Here is a 16,100-nt window from a genome sequence, read left to right as displayed (position 1 = left end):
AATAAATAACCAAACTTATGCAGATATTGCTGCTTCAAAACCTGCCACATCACCAATAGCAGATGCCGACAAACCTTTCACAATACGCTTATTCAAACCACTCAAAACTTTACCCGGACCACACTCAATAGTTGCGGCAACACCTAAGCTAGAAAGCAAAGCAACAGATTGAGTCCAAAGCACTGGCTCACTCAATTGAGAAACCAAATTAGCCTTAATAACAGCAGGATCAGAAACCGCTTCAGCCGTTACATTCTGAACTAATACACATGATGGGGTATTGAACTCAATTGAAGCTAATTTTTCTGCAAGTTTCTCACCAGCAGGAATCATCAGTTCACAATGGGATGGAACACTAACAGGCAAAGGCAAAGCACGTTTTGCGCCCGCTTCTTTAGCGTTAGCCATCGCTTCTTCGACAGCAGCAACATGGCCAGCGATAACCACCTGACCAGGTGAATTAAAGTTTACCGCACTCACTACACCTTCAACGGCGTCGCAAGCAGCAACAACTTTATCGTCATCTAAGCCGATGATAGCTGCCATTGCTCCCTCACCTGCAGGTACTGCTTGTTGCATATATTCACCACGCAGCTTAACCAGCGCAACAGCATCTGCAAAGCTCATAACGTTCGCACAAACTAAAGCTGAGTATTCCCCTAAACTATGGCCTGCAACGTAATCCGGCTTAGCGCCACCTTGTTGCTCCCATAAACGCCACAAAGCCACACTCGCCGTTAATAAAGCTGGCTGTGTCTTATCTGTCTGACTAAGCTGCTCAGCATCGTTTTGCACAAGATCCCATAAGTCATAACCTAACACATCAGAAGCCTCTGAAAATGTCTGCTTTATCACATCATGCTTCTCTGCTAGGTCAGCAAGCATACCCAGCTGCTGAGAACCTTGACCAGGAAAAACAAAAGCTAATTTAGTACTCATTTTATTTCCTCATTACACAAGCGCGTTTGCATAGCAGTACAGAGGTCTGCTCGCGCAATATCAATCCCATACTCTATTGCCCCAACTGTCGCAGGAACATCAGAACAACCATGACCTTTTACCAAATTGCCACGTACACCGACAAGACAAGCACCATGCCGACGCTCAATTTGGTAAAAACTCTTCAATAAAGACGCAGCACCCTGCTCCGCTTTAAACTTCTCCATAATAAAAGACAAAAGTCCTTCGGAAGCCTTTAATACAGCATTCCCCACCATACCATCACAAACAATGACATTTTTGTCACCATCAAACAATTCTGTACCTTCTGCGTAACCCAAATACTTAGGCCAACTACAATCCGATAACAAATCATCGGTTTTTTTAATAACAGAACTACCTTTGGTACTTTCCACTCCAACATTTAGTAAGCCCACTTTGGCCTCTTCATCTGCTATCGCTTCCACATAAGCGGCGCCCAACTCAGCAAAGCCATACAACATAGAAGGAGCACAGTGCACATTAGCACCTAAGTCTACTAAACAGCGCAATGGATTGGATCTAAGTTCTCGAATCAAAGCTGGGTAAAGTTTAGGCCTTAAAAGCCCCAAAACATATCTAGCCAAAGCAACCATAGCACCAGTATTACCTAGGGTGACAGCAACATCAGAGGTGCCATTAGATAGAGCTTCTAAAGATCGATATAGAGTACTGTCTTTGCGACGAAACAATGACAAAACAATATCATCATCACCATCAATCACATCAGAACAAGGAATTAGAGATAGGCGTTCGTTTGGCGCTGGCGTATCTACACCAGAAACTGGGGAATAGTAAATAGTAATGGAAACATCGCTATGGCGAGAAAGAACTTCTATTGCACCATCAAATGCAATGCGGGGACCTAAGTCCCCGCCCATAGCGTCTAAAGCTACCCTGATCATGGGCCTCTTAGTTACTCACCTTTAGGTGCAACAACTTGACGACCACGGTAAAAACCGTCTGCAGAAATATGGTGACGACGGTGAAGTTCACCAGTAGTCTTTTCTACAGAAAGTGTTGCGCCTGTCAAAGCGTCATGTGAACGGCGCTGACCGCGACGTGAACGTGTTACTTTGCTTTTTTGTACTGCCATTTTTGGAGCTCCTAACTTTTCTTGGCCTTTAATTGGGCCAATATACTAAATGGATTCGGTTTTTCGTCATCCGGTGCGTCATCGGTAGACGATGCATACTTTACAGCTGTTGGGTTGCAACCACTTTCTTCGTGATAAGCGACAATAGGTAACGCAAGTATAATTTCTTGCTCTACCATATCTGCCAAAATTACTTCACCGTCGGTCATGACAACAGGATCATAAATTTCTGGAAGATTTTTCGCATGGTCTTCGTCATAGACAAAAGCCAAAGATAAATCCACCGCCAAATCGTGGGGAACAGGCCCCATACAGCGCTGACATACAACTTGTACTTGAGCTGTAATTGATCCGGTAGCAATATATCGCCTATCCTCATCAACTCTAAAGTTCAGATGAATAAGTACATTACCCTCATCAGAGGCTAAAATAGCAGATAGCTCCTTAAAGTTTTTAAGGGGCACCCCTCCTTCAAGCGTTAGCTCTTGGCTAGCGTATTTACGAGGGTCAAAATATTTAGGTAATGCGTCATTCAACATGGCGGCAAATTCTATTGTTAAGGGCTGGAATTGTCAAAGTCTATGTGCGTTTTCAGGCTTTTTTTTCACCTTATTCGCCCACAAAGGCAAAAAAAACGTAAAATACTGAAATCCTTCAATGAAATGGCACACTAGACATGCAAAAAAAGCTTATTCTCGGTTCATCCTCTCCTTATAGAAAAAGCCTTTTAACTCGGTTAAATCTTCCTTTTGAATGCCTCTCTCCAAACATTGACGAAAGCCAAAAAGAGCATGAATCGGCGCACCAACTAGTCAAGCGATTAAGTATTGAGAAAGCGATCGCTGTTCATCAGGAATACAATCAAACTTGCACTCAACTAGACGCTCTTATTATTGCGTCGGATCAAGTTGCCATCTTAAACGACAAGATATTAGGTAAACCGCTTTCTGAGGAAAATGCAATAAATCAGCTAAAAGAGTTCAGCGGTCAAAAGGTAAGTTTTTTAACTGGCTTATGCCTTTTCAATCAAGAAGATGAAAGTTATCAGTATGAGACCAGTGAATATCACGTCTATTTTAGACAACTTACAATTGAAGAGATCAAAAACTACGTCCGAATAGAGCAGCCATTACATTGTGCAGGTAGTTTTATGTGTGAGGGTTTGGGAGTGAGCCTGTTCGAGAAAATGGAAGGTCAAGACCCGAACAGCCTTATAGGCCTTCCACTTATTTCTTTATGTCGTCTTCTAAGGTTATATAACATCAATCCGATTGGATAAGTGTCAGCCTTAATGAGTTATATTACTCAATATAAACAAAAGATATTTGGTTTTCACCTAGAGACTCTCGCCCCATATCTGCTAGGTTAATGAAACGAACCTTACCAGCCAAATTACGCCCCAAACCAGTCACAACCGTAGATATTAAAGCGTCACCGTTCTGAATAGCTGTTTTTCCACTATCGCCATTACTAGTAACAAACGCCACAACTCTTTTATCACTTGGAAGATCATTTAAAAAACGGCGTATTCTTGGTAAATCTTCCACAGCCATTTGTGCAACAACATCTGATTCAGAGCCACTTATATTAGCTGTGGTTACCGTATCTAAACGCACCATTACATCACCAGCACCACGGCGATTCAAATAAAGGATGCTGTATATACCCTGCATATTCTCAACAACTAATAGATGCTGACTGTGGTCAGAACCATAAAGCAAATAGTCTTTAAAAAAGTTGTTCGCCCATGCATTACTACTACCACAACCTCTACTTTGACACTCAAAAACGATCTGCGCGCCATTTAATAAAAGCTGGCTACGATAATAGCTATAAACATCCGACAACAAGGCATTACGATTAATTTTATAAAGTGATGAAAACTCATCTCCGTTAACAGTGCGAATAACATCCGGCTCCCAACCTCTACCTGATCGGCTAATTTTCCCTAGAGGGATATCCACTGCAATATTTTCTTGCAACTTACTTTTCACCAATTGCGCATCACGATAAGGTGAAATCTCAACTACAGAGAACGCATAGGAGCTAAATACTAAAGCCACAACCCAAAACGCACTATAGAGTTTCATAATACAACTTCCTTACCTATTCAATTAGGATAAATAATGATTAATTCAGTTCTATAAATTGTTGTATTTCTTTTGCTACTGCCGAGCATGTATCAACTTCTAAATGAAAATGATGACTGCCATCGAGCCACTTAAGCTTAACCCAAGAAAATTGAGATGCTCGCCTTTCTACAAAAGCCTTATTACCTTTATAAACACCATCATTTGCCAATAAAACCAATGTCGGGCACTTTATTTCTTTAATAAAAGCCCGCACTGACTCTTCATCCATGCGATATGGAGATGGAAAAGTTAACTTACCATCATGTTTCCAAACCCAAGTATCATTTTCTTTTTTTGCCCCACGCTCCACTAATAATCTAGACGCATCTTCTGATAGTTTAGTGAACCCATTCATCCGAGCAGAGATCATTTCCGCCTCATTTTGATAAAGGCTTTTTCGATCGACCCGATGTTTGAGCATTTTATTAACAGAACGCTGCAGAGTGTTCACTCTTGCCTCAGACGAATCAATCAGAGGCCCCACATTATCCAAAACAATCAAACCTCGGACTTTGTCTGGAGCAATAGCCGCAACCAGCATTGCCACTGCTCCACCCATACTATGACCAACCAACCACACACTTTGTTCCATAGCTTTTAGAACTGAAACTATATCCAATACATAATCCCAAAGATGGTAGAAGCTTCCATCAGGCCGATGCTTGGAGTCACCATGTCCAGCCAGATCTAAAGTGATATGAGAGAAGCTTGAAAGGTGCTTTGAAAGGTTTATAAAGCTAGCAGCATTATCCAGCCAACCATGTAAAGACAGTACTTTGATATCAGAAGATTCTGATGGGAAAAATTGTAAGCCTCTAAGCTCAGTATGAGGCAATCTATAAACTACGTCCTTTCCCATTTATTCCTCAACAAAAACCAATGACACAACCCACAAAAAAGCTAAGACGGCAGTAATTGCCAATTATACTGACAGCAAGCGCCCGCCAAGACTTCACCCTCTAAAGCAACTAGGGCTGCGGTTGGCATAGCAAAACCAACAGGCAGTGGCTCGTCTGATAAAAAGTCAGCCAAAAAAGAAGCAAAAGGCTGGTGAGTGATTAATAAAACGGAATCATATGGGGTAGACGATAACCATGCTCCAACCTGAAGTACATCACCATCAGGGGTAATATCAGCAGAGTCAATACGCTCGATGCCATCAGTGCCCACAACAGAAAAAAACGCTTGCGCTGTTTGCTGAGCTCGAACATATGGACTAACGAACACAGCATCAAGTGAAATACCTTTATCTTTAAACAAGGTCGCCGTAGAGACAACTTCTTCAATACCTGCCTGAGTTAAGTTTCTCTTTGAATCACCTGCACCATGGTAACCTTCAGCTTGCCCGTGGCGCATAATGTAAATGCGCTTAGTTTTGCTCATCCGCTTTAGCTTCCGGCCAAGGTTGAAAAGGGAAAGGCTTTTCTTCCTCTTCAAAGGATAAGAAGGAAACAATCTGCTTGATATAAGCCGTCACTGAGGTGAGCCAGCAAGCTAAAGTTTCAGGCTGTTCTTTTGAAGCAAATTTAAATGCCGTCACAATCAAAAGCAAAATACCAAAAACGGTTAATGACACATTAAGAATCAACCAATAGATCAACATAAAAACTAAACGAAACCAAAAACCTTGATCACTATAACCTGGTTTAGACATTTTTATTCTCCTCATTTGTCGCAAATTCGACATCCCATTTTTGATCGCCAGTCATCATCGAGCCCACTAGAATTTTAAGCTCAGCGTTTTCAAACAATAATTTCGAAAGACCTTCAGCAAGCGGCATATACAAACCATGCTTATGGGCCTCCCCTACCACCATTCTTAGGGTGTTAACCCCTTCGGCTACTTCGCCAATTTCTTCTATCGCGTTGTCCAACGTTTTACCTGAGCCGACAGCAAAACCAACTCGGTAGTTACGACTCAATGGTGATGTACAGGTCGCGATTAGGTCACCCATACCTGCCAAACCTAAAAAAGTCATAGGATTAGCGCCAAAATGCACAGCAAAACGACTCATTTCAGCCAAACTTCTGGTCATTAGCATAGCCATGGTGTTTTCGCCAACCTGCATTGCCTTAGCCAATCCACACACAATAGCATATATATTCTTAAGCGCACCGGCCAACTCAACACCCGTTGGATCGTGGCTCTCATAGACTCGAAAAGTAGGCGATTTAAGCAAATCTATCGTCATGTTTCTAACGCTATCATCTGGACTAGCAATTACCGAACCCGTTATCTGTCCTGCTGCAATCTCTTTTGCTAAATTAGGTCCACTTAGCACACCAATCTTTGATGTCGACGGGTTACGGCGCAATATATCACTCATTAGTTCAAAGCGATTTGGGTTAAAACCTTTCGTAGTACTAATTAACATCTTATCAGCAGTAAGTAACGGCTCTATCTTGTTCACTACCTGCTCAAACGATTTAGACGGAATAGATACAAAAATAGTATCGCTTTCACGAATAGCCTGCTCTAAATTACTGGTGGCCAGTAATTCACTGTTTAGCGGTGCATTTGGCAAGTAGCGACTATTTAAACCAGTGAGGTTAATTTCCTCTACTTGATCTTCATTACGCATCCACTGACTCACTTGATGACCATTATTGGCCATAATATTAGCTAAAGCAGTACCAAAACTACCTCCACCCAAAACACATACTGAATGCTTCATAACCATATTCTCTCAATATCCTTTTCGACTAAGAAGAACAACTTACTTCTAAAGACTTACCCCACTCTGGTGGGCGCTGCGCTAGAGTCTCTGACTCTTCATGCTCATCAAAAGGGCTAGTTAATACTTTTAGCAAGCGTCTGAAAGGCAAAAAATCACCATTTTCAGCAGCCACGATGACATCATGAGCCAAATAGTTTCTTAAAATATATTTTGGATTAACCTGTAGCATAGCTAGGCTAACATCCTGCCAGCTAGCTTTCTGCTTAGATCGCTCAACACAGTACTCTAGCAACCAAGCACGCATACGTTCCCTATCGATAACCTCATCCAATATTAATGAAAATGTATTTTCTTCCAGCTTGCTTAACAAGCGAAAGAACACACTGTAATCCATTTTTTCTGATTGCAAGATGGTGAATAGAAAAGAGAGTAAAGCGTGCAATTTTTCTGTTTTATATAGGCCTAACTTAGCCGCCATAAGCTCGTCATAATGAGACTGAAGCTCTGGCTCATAATGCTTTAAAATATCTACTAATTCATCTTTCGATAGGTGCTTTGAAAAGCAGCGCATCAAACAATTCAAATTCCATAAGCCAACACCTGGCTGACGCTCAAACGCATAGCGCCCCTCATAATCCGAGTGATTACAGACCCAAGCAGGATCATAGTCATCCATAAAACCATAAGGGCCATAGTCAATCGTTTCTCCAGTAAAGGAGAAATTATCGGTATTCATCACCCCGTGCTGAAAACCAATAGCCTGCCATTTAGCAATCATTCTAGCAGTACGTTCAACCACCTCAATGAGCATGCTCTTTAAAGGTGTCTCGGATGACAAAAATTGGGAGTAATAATGCTTTAGACAGTACTCGATTAGCTGATCCAGCTCTTCAGTTTTACCTTGATAGAAGAAGTACTCAAAGTGTCCAAAACGAATATGACCGTTTGCCACTCTTAGTAACATAGCGCCCTTTTCTGGTTGCTCCCTATATACCGCTTCCCGACTATCATAGAGCGCTAACGCTCTAGAGCTTGGCACACCAAGAGCATGCATAGCCTCACTAGCCAAGTACTCACGTATAGATGAACGTAACACGGCACGACCATCCCCTCTACGGGAGTAAGGCGTTAATCCCGCACCTTTCATATGCAAGTCGTATAGGTTTTTATCTTGTCCACGCACCTCCCCCAGAAGGACACCTCGCCCATCACCAAGTTGAGGGGAGAAGCCGCCAAACTGATGTCCCGCATAAACCATGCTGACACTATGAGAGATAGGCACATTACCGCAGAGTAAATCTTTCGTTTCTGGATGTTTAATATCGATAGATAAAAAAGAAGCTAGCGTCTGATTAAACTCAACCAAACGCTGTTCATGGAGGGGGCGGATAGTCGTTTTTGAGGAAAAACCACTACCCAAATCTGCAAAATTACTTTCTAAATGCATTTGCGTTTATTCATAAAAGATGACTATTGGGAGACATCAACCATGTATTCACAGCGAATACTTTCACCAACTACTTTTTCTATTTCAGGAATGATAAACGCATCATCTTCACTTGCAAAGCTCACAGACTTGCCTGTCTCTCCGCCACGACCCGTTCGGCCGATACGGTGTACATAGTCTTCTGGATCTTCAGGTAAAGAGTAGTTAACTACTAACTCCACATTGTCTACATGGATACCACGACCTGCAACATCGGTTGCAACTAGCACCTGAATGGCACCCTCTTTAAAGTTTTTCAGTGTTTTGACACGCTTATCTTGAGAAACTTCGCCAGACAAGATGGCGCAATTGATATTAGCTTTACGTAGGCGCTCATGTAGGCCACGAGTTTCATCACGACGGTTAGCAAAGATAATGGTTCTTTGACCTGAATTTTCTTGAATCAACTGCTTCAAGATAGGCCATTTCTGCTCTGCTTCAACAGTATAAATAACCTGTTCGATATTCTGATTCGTCGCTTCTTTAGGAACAACAGAGACTTCTTTTGGGAAGAAGGTCCATTGCTGAGCCAGTTCTTGCACGCTTTTCGGGAAAGTCGCACTAAACAACATAGTCTGACGAGTTTCTTTATTCGGCGTCATACGAATGATGCTTTTCACGTCAGGTATGAAGCCCATAGACAGCATTCGGTCCGCTTCATCCAACACTAGGCATTCAACTTTGTTTAACTGCACTTTGCGACTACGAGCAAAATCCAACAAACGACCCGGTGTTGCGACAAGAATATCGACATTCTCTCTTTCTAATGCTTGTTTTTGTTTTTCATAACTTAAACCACCAACAAGCGAAACAACATTAAGATGACAATTTGTCGTTAACTTGACTGCTTCATCCGCGATTTGCAAAGCCAATTCACGTGTTGGCGCAATAATCAAACCACGGGCGATATTATTCGCTCGAGCTTCTTCCAATGGGTAATCTAAGAAATCACTAATCATAGCAATTAGAAAGGCAGCTGTTTTACCTGTCCCTGTCTGAGCCTGACCAATAATGTCATAACCCTCTAGAGTAATAGGCAAAGTCTCGGCTTGTATTTCACTACAGTATTCGAAACCCATTTCAGCAATTGACTTCAATACTCGATCTGGCAGATTCAAGTCATGGAAACGCTGCTTACCTTCAACCTTCTCAACAGGAAAATCGTCTAAAGACCAAATACCACTTGTTGCATCATGGCTAGTTTTTACTTCGGAGTTACTTGAGTCAGACGTTTTTTTATTTCTTGGACCCTTGTATGAACGACGATTACGTTTTGGTGATGCTGGTTTTTCTGAAGGTGTTGCTTGAGTTTGGTTTTCCATATTGGAATCTTTACGCTTCTATAATAATTTGAGTTTAATATCTGGGCACAGAGTGTACCTAATTGGCGATTTTTTATCACCCTTTGCTTTACATTGTTTCGATATACAAGGTTACTGCTGACGATATGGTGGCAAACTGTTTATCAGTTGGGAGCCATACCTCTTAGTGCGCAATCTTTTATCTAAAATATGAATTTCACCTGAGTCATTCTCATTCCTCAGTAGCCTACCGGTTGCCTGCACCAAACGTAACGAAGCATCTGGAATAGTAATCTCCATGAAGGGGTTACCACCACGCCTTTGTATCCACTCAGCTAGCGTAGCTTCAACTGGATCATCTGGTACTGCAAAAGGAATTTTAGCGATAAAAACGGTCGTTAAATATTCACCCGGTAAATCCACACCTTCAGCAAAACTTGCCAAACCAAACAGTAGACTGCCTTTACCATCATCCACTCGCGCTTTATGAGAGTCTAAAATCACTCTTTTCGACTGCTCGCCTTGAGTTAATAAGATTTCTTGTAAGCCAGCATCAATAGATTGCGCCACTTCTTCCATTTGACGACGGGAAGAGAACAAGACTAAGCTCGCCTTATCCTTGTCGATATGCTTATTGATATATTCCGTTATTTCGACTGTATGCTTTTCCGCTTGATTGGGTTCATGGTCCATATGAGGAATAACTAAAATGCCGTTATTTTGGAAATCAAATGGGCTAAGCACCTGCAAGTACTGACTTTCTTGCGGAACACCAGACCTCATATTGAAACGATGAAACTGATTGAGCGCAGTCAGTGTAGCTGAAGTAACGACAGCACCAAAGCATTTATCCCACAATTGTTGACGTAAAGTATTAGCTGCCAAAATAGGCGACCCACCCAACTCAATATCTTGTTCCATACCTTGTCCAGACAATACTAACCAGCGGGCATTTGGCGGATATTTTTGGTCATCCAAGGTCGAGTAAAGTCGCCACAAGCTGGTAGATTGCTCAAGTCTTCCTAGTACTGCCCCCAAAATTGGCTGCCATGTTTCAGCCACTTCAGGCGTAACACCCATACCTTCATTTTGCTTTGTTTTTTTGCACTCGTCTTGAATACTTTCAATGCTGTTAAACAGCTTTTGAAAAGAAGTTTGCAGGCTATAGGCAAGCTGCCTTAGCTCTTCGGGAATAACCCCCTGCTCAAAGCGATGGACATTGCTATCTTGATCTAAACCTAGATTAGCGACATAAGGCGCTAGACCCTGTTGGGCATATTGAATGAAATTAACAATACTCTGTATTTGTTGTGGGATCTTCATTAATAACTGACCGGTAACACTCACACTGTCCGTTAACTCTTGCTTTAGAGTCACTAGGTTTTTTTCTAACTGACGAAGCCAAGTGATACTTCCTTGCAAGCGAACTTCATGACGAAAGTGCCCTATCGCTTTATCGGGAAGATGGTGTCCCTCATCAAATACATAAATCGTCTCTTTCGGTGCGGTTAAGATAGCGCCGCCGCCGAGAGACAAATCTGCCAGTACCAGATCGTGGTTAGCAACAATCACATCCGCCACCTCTATCTCAGCTCTCGCTTTGAAGAATGGACAGGCTGAATAGTTGGCGCAATTACGATTAGTGCATTGCTGATGATCCGTTGTTAAGCGTCGCCAGTCTTGCTCCCGAATGATGCCATCCCAATTATCTTTATCACCGTCCCAATCACCCTTAGATAAAGCGGCATCCATCTCTTGATACAAAACACTATTAACATCATCGGCCTGCAAATGTTGCTCAAATAGGCCTGCAAACATGTCTTCAACAGAGGCTTCTTCCTCTCCTAAATAGCCCTCAAGGTTATTCAGACAAAGGTAACGTCCACGACCTTTCGCCAAAGTATATTTGAAACTAAGGTCTGTATGTTCCAGTAAACTTGGTAATTCCTTATGAAGAATTTGCTCTTGCAAAGCCACAGTCGCAGTCGAGACGATAAGCTTTAGCCCCCGCGTTTTAGCAATAGGAATCGCCGCTAGACAGTAAGACAGGGTTTTACCTGTGCCTGTTCCCGCTTCGACAACCGCTACGTGTTTTTCTTCTAGTCGCTCGCCTTCGGTACCTTGCTTAATATTCCCCAAGGTTCGAGCGATAGTGCCGATCATTTCTCGCTGACCAGCTCTTGGTTTATGCGACTTAGCATCTAAATACGCTCGGTAAGCAAGCTGTATTTGTTTTTTTAATTCATCTGAAAGCATTTATATTATTGAGATTAGTTAAGAATGCTGTATATAATAACAGTTACTGTATAAACAACCAGATAAGCCTATGATTAAATTAACCAAAAGACAGTCTGACGTATTAGAAACCATCCGTGAATTTATTGACGAAACTGGTTTCCCACCCACTAGAGCCGAGATTGCTCGCCAATTAGGGTTCAAGTCACCGAATGCTGCTGAAGAACATTTAAAAGCCCTTTGCAAAAAAGGTGCGATTGAAATGTTAGCAGGCGCATCTCGCGGCATTCGCCTTGTTGACCAATCCCCTGAAGAAGCAGTTGAAGACCTCGGCATGCCCATAATAGGTAAAGTGGCTGCAGGGTACCCTATTCTGGCACAAGAGAACATAGATTCTCACGTAAACATACCGCCCAGCATGTTTTACCCCAAAGCAGATTATTTCTTGTCTGTTTCTGGTATGAGTATGAAAGACATAGGCATCATGGAAGGCGACTTACTGGCCGTTCATAAAACAAACGCAGTGCATAACGGCCAAATCGTGGTTGCTCGCATTGGCGATGAAGTGACGGTAAAGCGTTTTGAACAAAAAGGCAGTACGGTTCGCCTTATTGCTGAAAATGAAGAGTTCTCAGACATTGTCGTAGACTTGGAAAGTGAAGAGTTCGCGATTGAAGGTTTATCTGTTGGCGTCATTCGACAAGGCATATAGCTTTCTACTTAGTGCTAGGGTCAAAAAATATAGCACTATAGTCAAAATATAAAAAAGGCGAAGTTTTCACTTCGCCTTTTTTGATTTCTTCCACTTAACCGCATTAATGCAATATTTTTGGTCTGAGATCTTCATCGTCAGCAATGCCTGATGACTCATCATAAATACTTTCATCTGAATAAACATAGTCGATTCCAGCATGGAACATACACTTCGCTAGCTCAAAATAGCGGTCTTTTAAATAATTTCGCGTTTCATCAGATATTTTCAGTGTTGCTAATGGCTCAGTATCCTCACCACTTTCACTGGCTGGCCTGAGGACAATATCGCCATTATCCAGCTCAACAATTTCTAGGTAGGATTCTTTCATATTTAATACTCAGATGACTCTTCTCGAAAACGTAAAACCAATTCAACTAACTGTGTTAGGTAAAAACTTGCTGAGGCGCCAGCATCGTCACCTCGCCCAATAAGGTCGCCACTATCTACGACGCTTGGAGCTGCTGAACGAGACTCCAATTGTACCAAGTAAGCTTGCTCTAACTGATACACCCATGAGTCCTTTTTCTCCCACAAACTCGATAGCTCATTTATGACAGGAACAATCATCCCTTTAGACTCAGTTTCAGCATGCAAAGCAGCAATATCTAAAGTTGCAGATAAGGAATAGGCTGCAGCCACTTCGTTTAACAAGCCATTTAATGCACTTCTTAACTGAAAAAGTGCAGAGCTTGATAAACCGATACTCAGCCACTGTTCATCACTATCTTGGCTTTGGCGAATAAAACGTCTAGCCGTGTCGATTTTTTGATTTGTGCGACTTGCTAAGCTTGCATTGGTCACTTCTTCTTCCCTTCTTCAATTGACCATTTCCCACCACTATAGAAAGCTTTCCAGCCAGTAGGCTTGCCATCGTCTTTCTCTGTCATAACATACTGCTCTTTCGTCTTACGACTATAACGGATAACAGTAGGTCTGCCTTCAGAATCTTGAACTGGCGCATTAGCGAAGAAGTGGTATTTAGGATCAATTTGATCCATGTAAGGCAATAACTCTTTCACTAATGGCGCGCGAGTTTCTCTTTTACGTGGAAACTGACTAGCTGCCAAAAATAGACCTGTCGCACCATCACGTAAAACATAGTGATCTTCTACTTTTTGACAAGCAAGATCAGGCATAGGAACAGGGTCCATTTTTGGTGGCGCGGCTTCCCCACTTCTCAGGAGCTTACGAGTATTTTTACAATCTTCGTTCGTACAACCAAAGTACTTACCAAATCGGCCATTTTTTAGCTGCATATCTGATGAACACTTATCACACTCGATAACAGGGCCATCATAGCCTTTGATTTTGAAGGTGCCTTTTTCGACCTCAAAGCCAGAACACATTGGGTTATTACCACAGACATGCAATTTACGCTGTTCATCCATTAGGTAACTGTCCATGGCAGAGCCACAAATTTCACAACGTTTTTTCTGAATTAACGCTTTAGATTCAGCCTCTTCATCATCAACAGCGATGGCTTCATCACCACGAGTCAAATTGATCGTCGCCTTACAACGCTCTTTTGGTGGTAATGCATAACCTGAACAAGATAGAAATACCCCAGTACTCGCAGTGCGGATCTGCATAGGACGAGAACATGTAGGACATTCAATGTCTGTCGGGGTTGGCTCATTAAGCATCATCCCGCCTTCAGGGGACTCAGCCTTAGCCAGTACATTACTGAAATCTTTATAGAAGGCATTAAGCGCTTCTATCCAGTTCTTTTTACCTTCAGCAATATCATCTAGCTGCTCTTCCATTAAGGCAGTAAAACTAAAGTCCATTAAAGAACTAAAACTATCAACCAGTCGCTCAGTAACAATATCGCCCATCTTCTCTGCATAGAAACGGCGATTTTCTACTCTTACGTAACCACGATCCTGAATAGTTGAGATAATTGAAGCATAGGTAGATGGACGACCAATTCCACGCTTTTCAAGCTCTTTTACCAAGCTGGCTTCACTAAATCGTGCTACAGGCTTAGTAAAGTGTTGCTCTGGCAATAGTTCATTAAGTGCAAGAGCATCCCCTTTCGCCACATCAGGTAAAATATTATCTTCACCTTTCTTGACTACGGTTTGCATAGCACGAGTATAACCATCAAAACGTAAAATACGGCCTTTGGCTTTAAACTCGTATTCACCATTAGCAACTGTAATAGCCGTTGAGGTGTATTGCGCTGGCATCATTTGACAAGCCATAAATTGACTGCGAATTAGGTCATAAAGACGATGGGCGTCTTTTTCCATGCCTAATAAATCGTTTACAGCCACATTCACGTCAGAAGGACGAATGGCTTCATGGGCTTCTTGCGCACCCTCTTTACTGCTGTAACGAATCGCTTCTTTTGGCAAATAGGCTTCACCAAAGTTTGAAAGAATGTAACCCCTTAGAGCCTCTACAGCATCCGCACTCAGATTTGTTGAGTCAGTACGCATGTAAGTGATGTAACCCGCCTCATAAAGGCGCTGGGCTAGCATCATGGTCTTTTTAACACCGTAACCTAAACGTGTACTCGCTGCTTGCTGCAAAGTCGAGGTTATGAAAGGTGCAGATGGCTTACTACTGGTCGCCCTGTCTTCACGCCCACTAACTTGATAACTACCGTTATTTAAACGCGCAACATGCTCGTCGGACTGGGATTGATTGATTGGCCTATATTCTTGGCCTTGGTATTTGGTCGCTTCAAACTTAATAACATCATTTGAAGGCGTTTTAAGCAGCGCATCAAGTTCCCAAAATTCTTCAGGTACAAAAGCACGAATCTCTTTCTCACGCTCAACAACCAAGCGAACGGCAACCGACTGCACTCGCCCAGCAGACAAACCCCGGGCCACTTTGGCCCACAACAAGGGAGACACCATAAATCCAACAACTCGGTCTAAGAATCGTCTCGCTTGCTGTGCATTAACTTGGTTAAGGTCTAATTGTGTCGGTGTTTCAAAAGCAGATTGAATTGCTTTCTTGGTGATTTCATTAAAAACCACACGTTTATAACGTGAATCATCACCACCAATGGCTTCACGAAGGTGCCAAGCAATGGCTTCTCCCTCTCTATCCAAATCGGTCGCGAGATAAATTGTGTCGGCATTCTTTGCTAATCGTTTTAATTCATCAACGACTTTTTCTTTACCCGGTAAGACTTCGTAATGGGCGTTCCAATCATTTTCTGGATCTACGCCCATACGGGTAATTAACTGCTTTCTCGACTTGGCGCTTTTGTATTTAAGCTTTTCTTCAGGGCTCATTTTACGAGTCAATGCTACCTGTTTGGCACGCTCCTGAGGTGTCGAAGTAGAGGTTTTACCTGTTGGCAAGTCACGAATGTGGCCGACACTCGACTTCACGACATAGTCATTGCCTAGGTATTTATTGATAGTTTTCGCCTTAGCGGGCGACTCCACGATTACCAGTGATTTTCCCATTGAACTATGTAA

At 42.4% G+C, this 16,100-nt stretch carries 17 protein-coding genes; 2 read left to right on the top strand and 15 right to left on the bottom strand.

What is annotated here, in order from left to right; translation table 11 throughout:
- Positions 1-15: 15 nt before the first annotated feature.
- Genes fabD through OFY17_RS07445 form a run of 4 tightly spaced genes read right to left on the bottom strand, consistent with a single transcriptional unit; the run spans position 16 to position 2,613 of the window.
- Positions 16-939 carry an ACP S-malonyltransferase gene (gene fabD / locus OFY17_RS07460; protein ID WP_263530100.1) on the bottom strand — a complete coding sequence of 308 codons (924 nt, stop codon included), beginning with the start codon at positions 937-939 and terminating at the stop codon, positions 16-18.
- Positions 936-1,883 carry a fatty acid synthesis protein gene (locus tag OFY17_RS07455; protein ID WP_263530099.1) on the bottom strand — a complete coding sequence of 316 codons (948 nt, stop codon included), beginning with the start codon at positions 1,881-1,883 and terminating at the stop codon, positions 936-938. The genes fabD and OFY17_RS07455 overlap by 4 nt, the downstream gene beginning before the upstream one ends.
- A gap of 11 nt (positions 1,884-1,894) precedes the next feature.
- Positions 1,895-2,074 carry a 50S ribosomal protein L32 gene (gene rpmF / locus OFY17_RS07450; RefSeq protein ID WP_263530098.1) on the bottom strand — a complete coding sequence of 60 codons (180 nt, stop codon included), beginning with the start codon at positions 2,072-2,074 and terminating at the stop codon, positions 1,895-1,897.
- Between the two features lie 11 nt (positions 2,075-2,085).
- A complete protein-coding gene (locus tag OFY17_RS07445; RefSeq protein WP_263530097.1) occupies positions 2,086-2,613 on the bottom strand; it encodes a YceD family protein in 528 nt (175 codons plus the stop codon).
- A 137-nt stretch (positions 2,614-2,750) separates the two neighbouring features.
- Between OFY17_RS07445 and OFY17_RS07440 the strand changes: the two genes are divergently transcribed.
- On the top strand, positions 2,751-3,353 hold the full coding sequence (locus OFY17_RS07440) for a Maf family protein (RefSeq protein ID WP_263530096.1): 603 nt from the start codon (positions 2,751-2,753) through the stop codon (positions 3,351-3,353).
- A gap of 22 nt (positions 3,354-3,375) precedes the next feature.
- Here the strand turns inward: OFY17_RS07440 and OFY17_RS07435 are convergent, their stop codons facing one another.
- The 8 genes from OFY17_RS07435 to dinG form a co-directional block, all read right to left on the bottom strand.
- Complete coding sequence (locus OFY17_RS07435; RefSeq protein ID WP_263530095.1) at positions 3,376-4,164, bottom strand: DUF4892 domain-containing protein; 789 nt, start codon at positions 4,162-4,164, stop codon at positions 3,376-3,378.
- Positions 4,165-4,204: 40 nt separating this feature from the next.
- Positions 4,205-5,065: an alpha/beta fold hydrolase gene (locus OFY17_RS07430; RefSeq protein WP_263530094.1), complete on the bottom strand. Its 861-nt coding sequence runs from the start codon at positions 5,063-5,065 to the stop codon at positions 4,205-4,207.
- 41 nt (positions 5,066-5,106) lie between these two features.
- The gene (gene sixA / locus OFY17_RS07425; protein ID WP_263530093.1) at positions 5,107-5,589 is read right to left on the bottom strand and encodes a phosphohistidine phosphatase SixA; all 483 of its coding nucleotides are present in this window, start codon (positions 5,587-5,589) and stop codon (positions 5,107-5,109) included.
- A complete protein-coding gene (locus OFY17_RS07420; RefSeq protein WP_263530092.1) occupies positions 5,576-5,860 on the bottom strand; it encodes a DUF4389 domain-containing protein in 285 nt (94 codons plus the stop codon). Before OFY17_RS07420 ends, sixA begins: the two co-directional genes overlap by 14 nt.
- Positions 5,853-6,881, bottom strand: a complete 1,029-nt coding sequence (locus OFY17_RS07415) for an NAD(P)H-dependent glycerol-3-phosphate dehydrogenase (protein WP_263530091.1) — start codon at positions 6,879-6,881, stop codon at positions 5,853-5,855. Before OFY17_RS07415 ends, OFY17_RS07420 begins: the two co-directional genes overlap by 8 nt.
- Positions 6,882-6,909: 28 nt before the next feature.
- Positions 6,910-8,331 (bottom strand): protein adenylyltransferase SelO, encoded by a 1,422-nt coding sequence (locus OFY17_RS07410; protein ID WP_263530090.1) that lies wholly within the window; start codon positions 8,329-8,331, stop codon positions 6,910-6,912.
- 23 nt (positions 8,332-8,354) lie between these two features.
- Positions 8,355-9,692 (bottom strand): DEAD/DEAH box helicase, encoded by a 1,338-nt coding sequence (locus tag OFY17_RS07405; protein ID WP_263530089.1) that lies wholly within the window; start codon positions 9,690-9,692, stop codon positions 8,355-8,357.
- A 111-nt stretch (positions 9,693-9,803) separates the two neighbouring features.
- Positions 9,804-11,927 carry an ATP-dependent DNA helicase DinG gene (dinG, locus tag OFY17_RS07400; RefSeq protein WP_263530088.1) on the bottom strand — a complete coding sequence of 708 codons (2,124 nt, stop codon included), beginning with the start codon at positions 11,925-11,927 and terminating at the stop codon, positions 9,804-9,806.
- Positions 11,928-11,997: 70 nt separating this feature from the next.
- Between dinG and lexA the strand changes: the two genes are divergently transcribed.
- Positions 11,998-12,618 (top strand): transcriptional repressor LexA, encoded by a 621-nt coding sequence (gene lexA / locus OFY17_RS07395; protein WP_263530087.1) that lies wholly within the window; start codon positions 11,998-12,000, stop codon positions 12,616-12,618.
- A gap of 103 nt (positions 12,619-12,721) precedes the next feature.
- Here lexA and OFY17_RS07390 read toward each other — a convergent pair whose 3' ends face one another.
- Genes OFY17_RS07390 through topA form a run of 3 tightly spaced genes read right to left on the bottom strand, consistent with a single transcriptional unit; the run spans position 12,722 to position 16,088 of the window.
- Positions 12,722-12,988: a hypothetical protein gene (locus OFY17_RS07390; RefSeq protein ID WP_263530086.1), complete on the bottom strand. Its 267-nt coding sequence runs from the start codon at positions 12,986-12,988 to the stop codon at positions 12,722-12,724.
- A gap of 2 nt (positions 12,989-12,990) precedes the next feature.
- Complete coding sequence (locus OFY17_RS07385; RefSeq protein WP_263530085.1) at positions 12,991-13,461, bottom strand: DUF6586 family protein; 471 nt, start codon at positions 13,459-13,461, stop codon at positions 12,991-12,993.
- Positions 13,458-16,088, bottom strand: a complete 2,631-nt coding sequence (gene topA / locus OFY17_RS07380) for a type I DNA topoisomerase (RefSeq protein ID WP_263530084.1) — start codon at positions 16,086-16,088, stop codon at positions 13,458-13,460. The genes OFY17_RS07385 and topA overlap by 4 nt, the downstream gene beginning before the upstream one ends.
- Between the last annotated feature and the right edge of the window lie 12 nt (positions 16,089-16,100).

The organism is Marinomonas sargassi (assembly GCF_025716875.1).
Classification (GTDB): Bacteria; Pseudomonadota; Gammaproteobacteria; order Pseudomonadales; family Marinomonadaceae; genus Marinomonas; species Marinomonas sargassi.
Note: the sequence above shows the minus strand (reverse complement) of the source record. Positions and strands in the feature narration are given on the sequence as shown.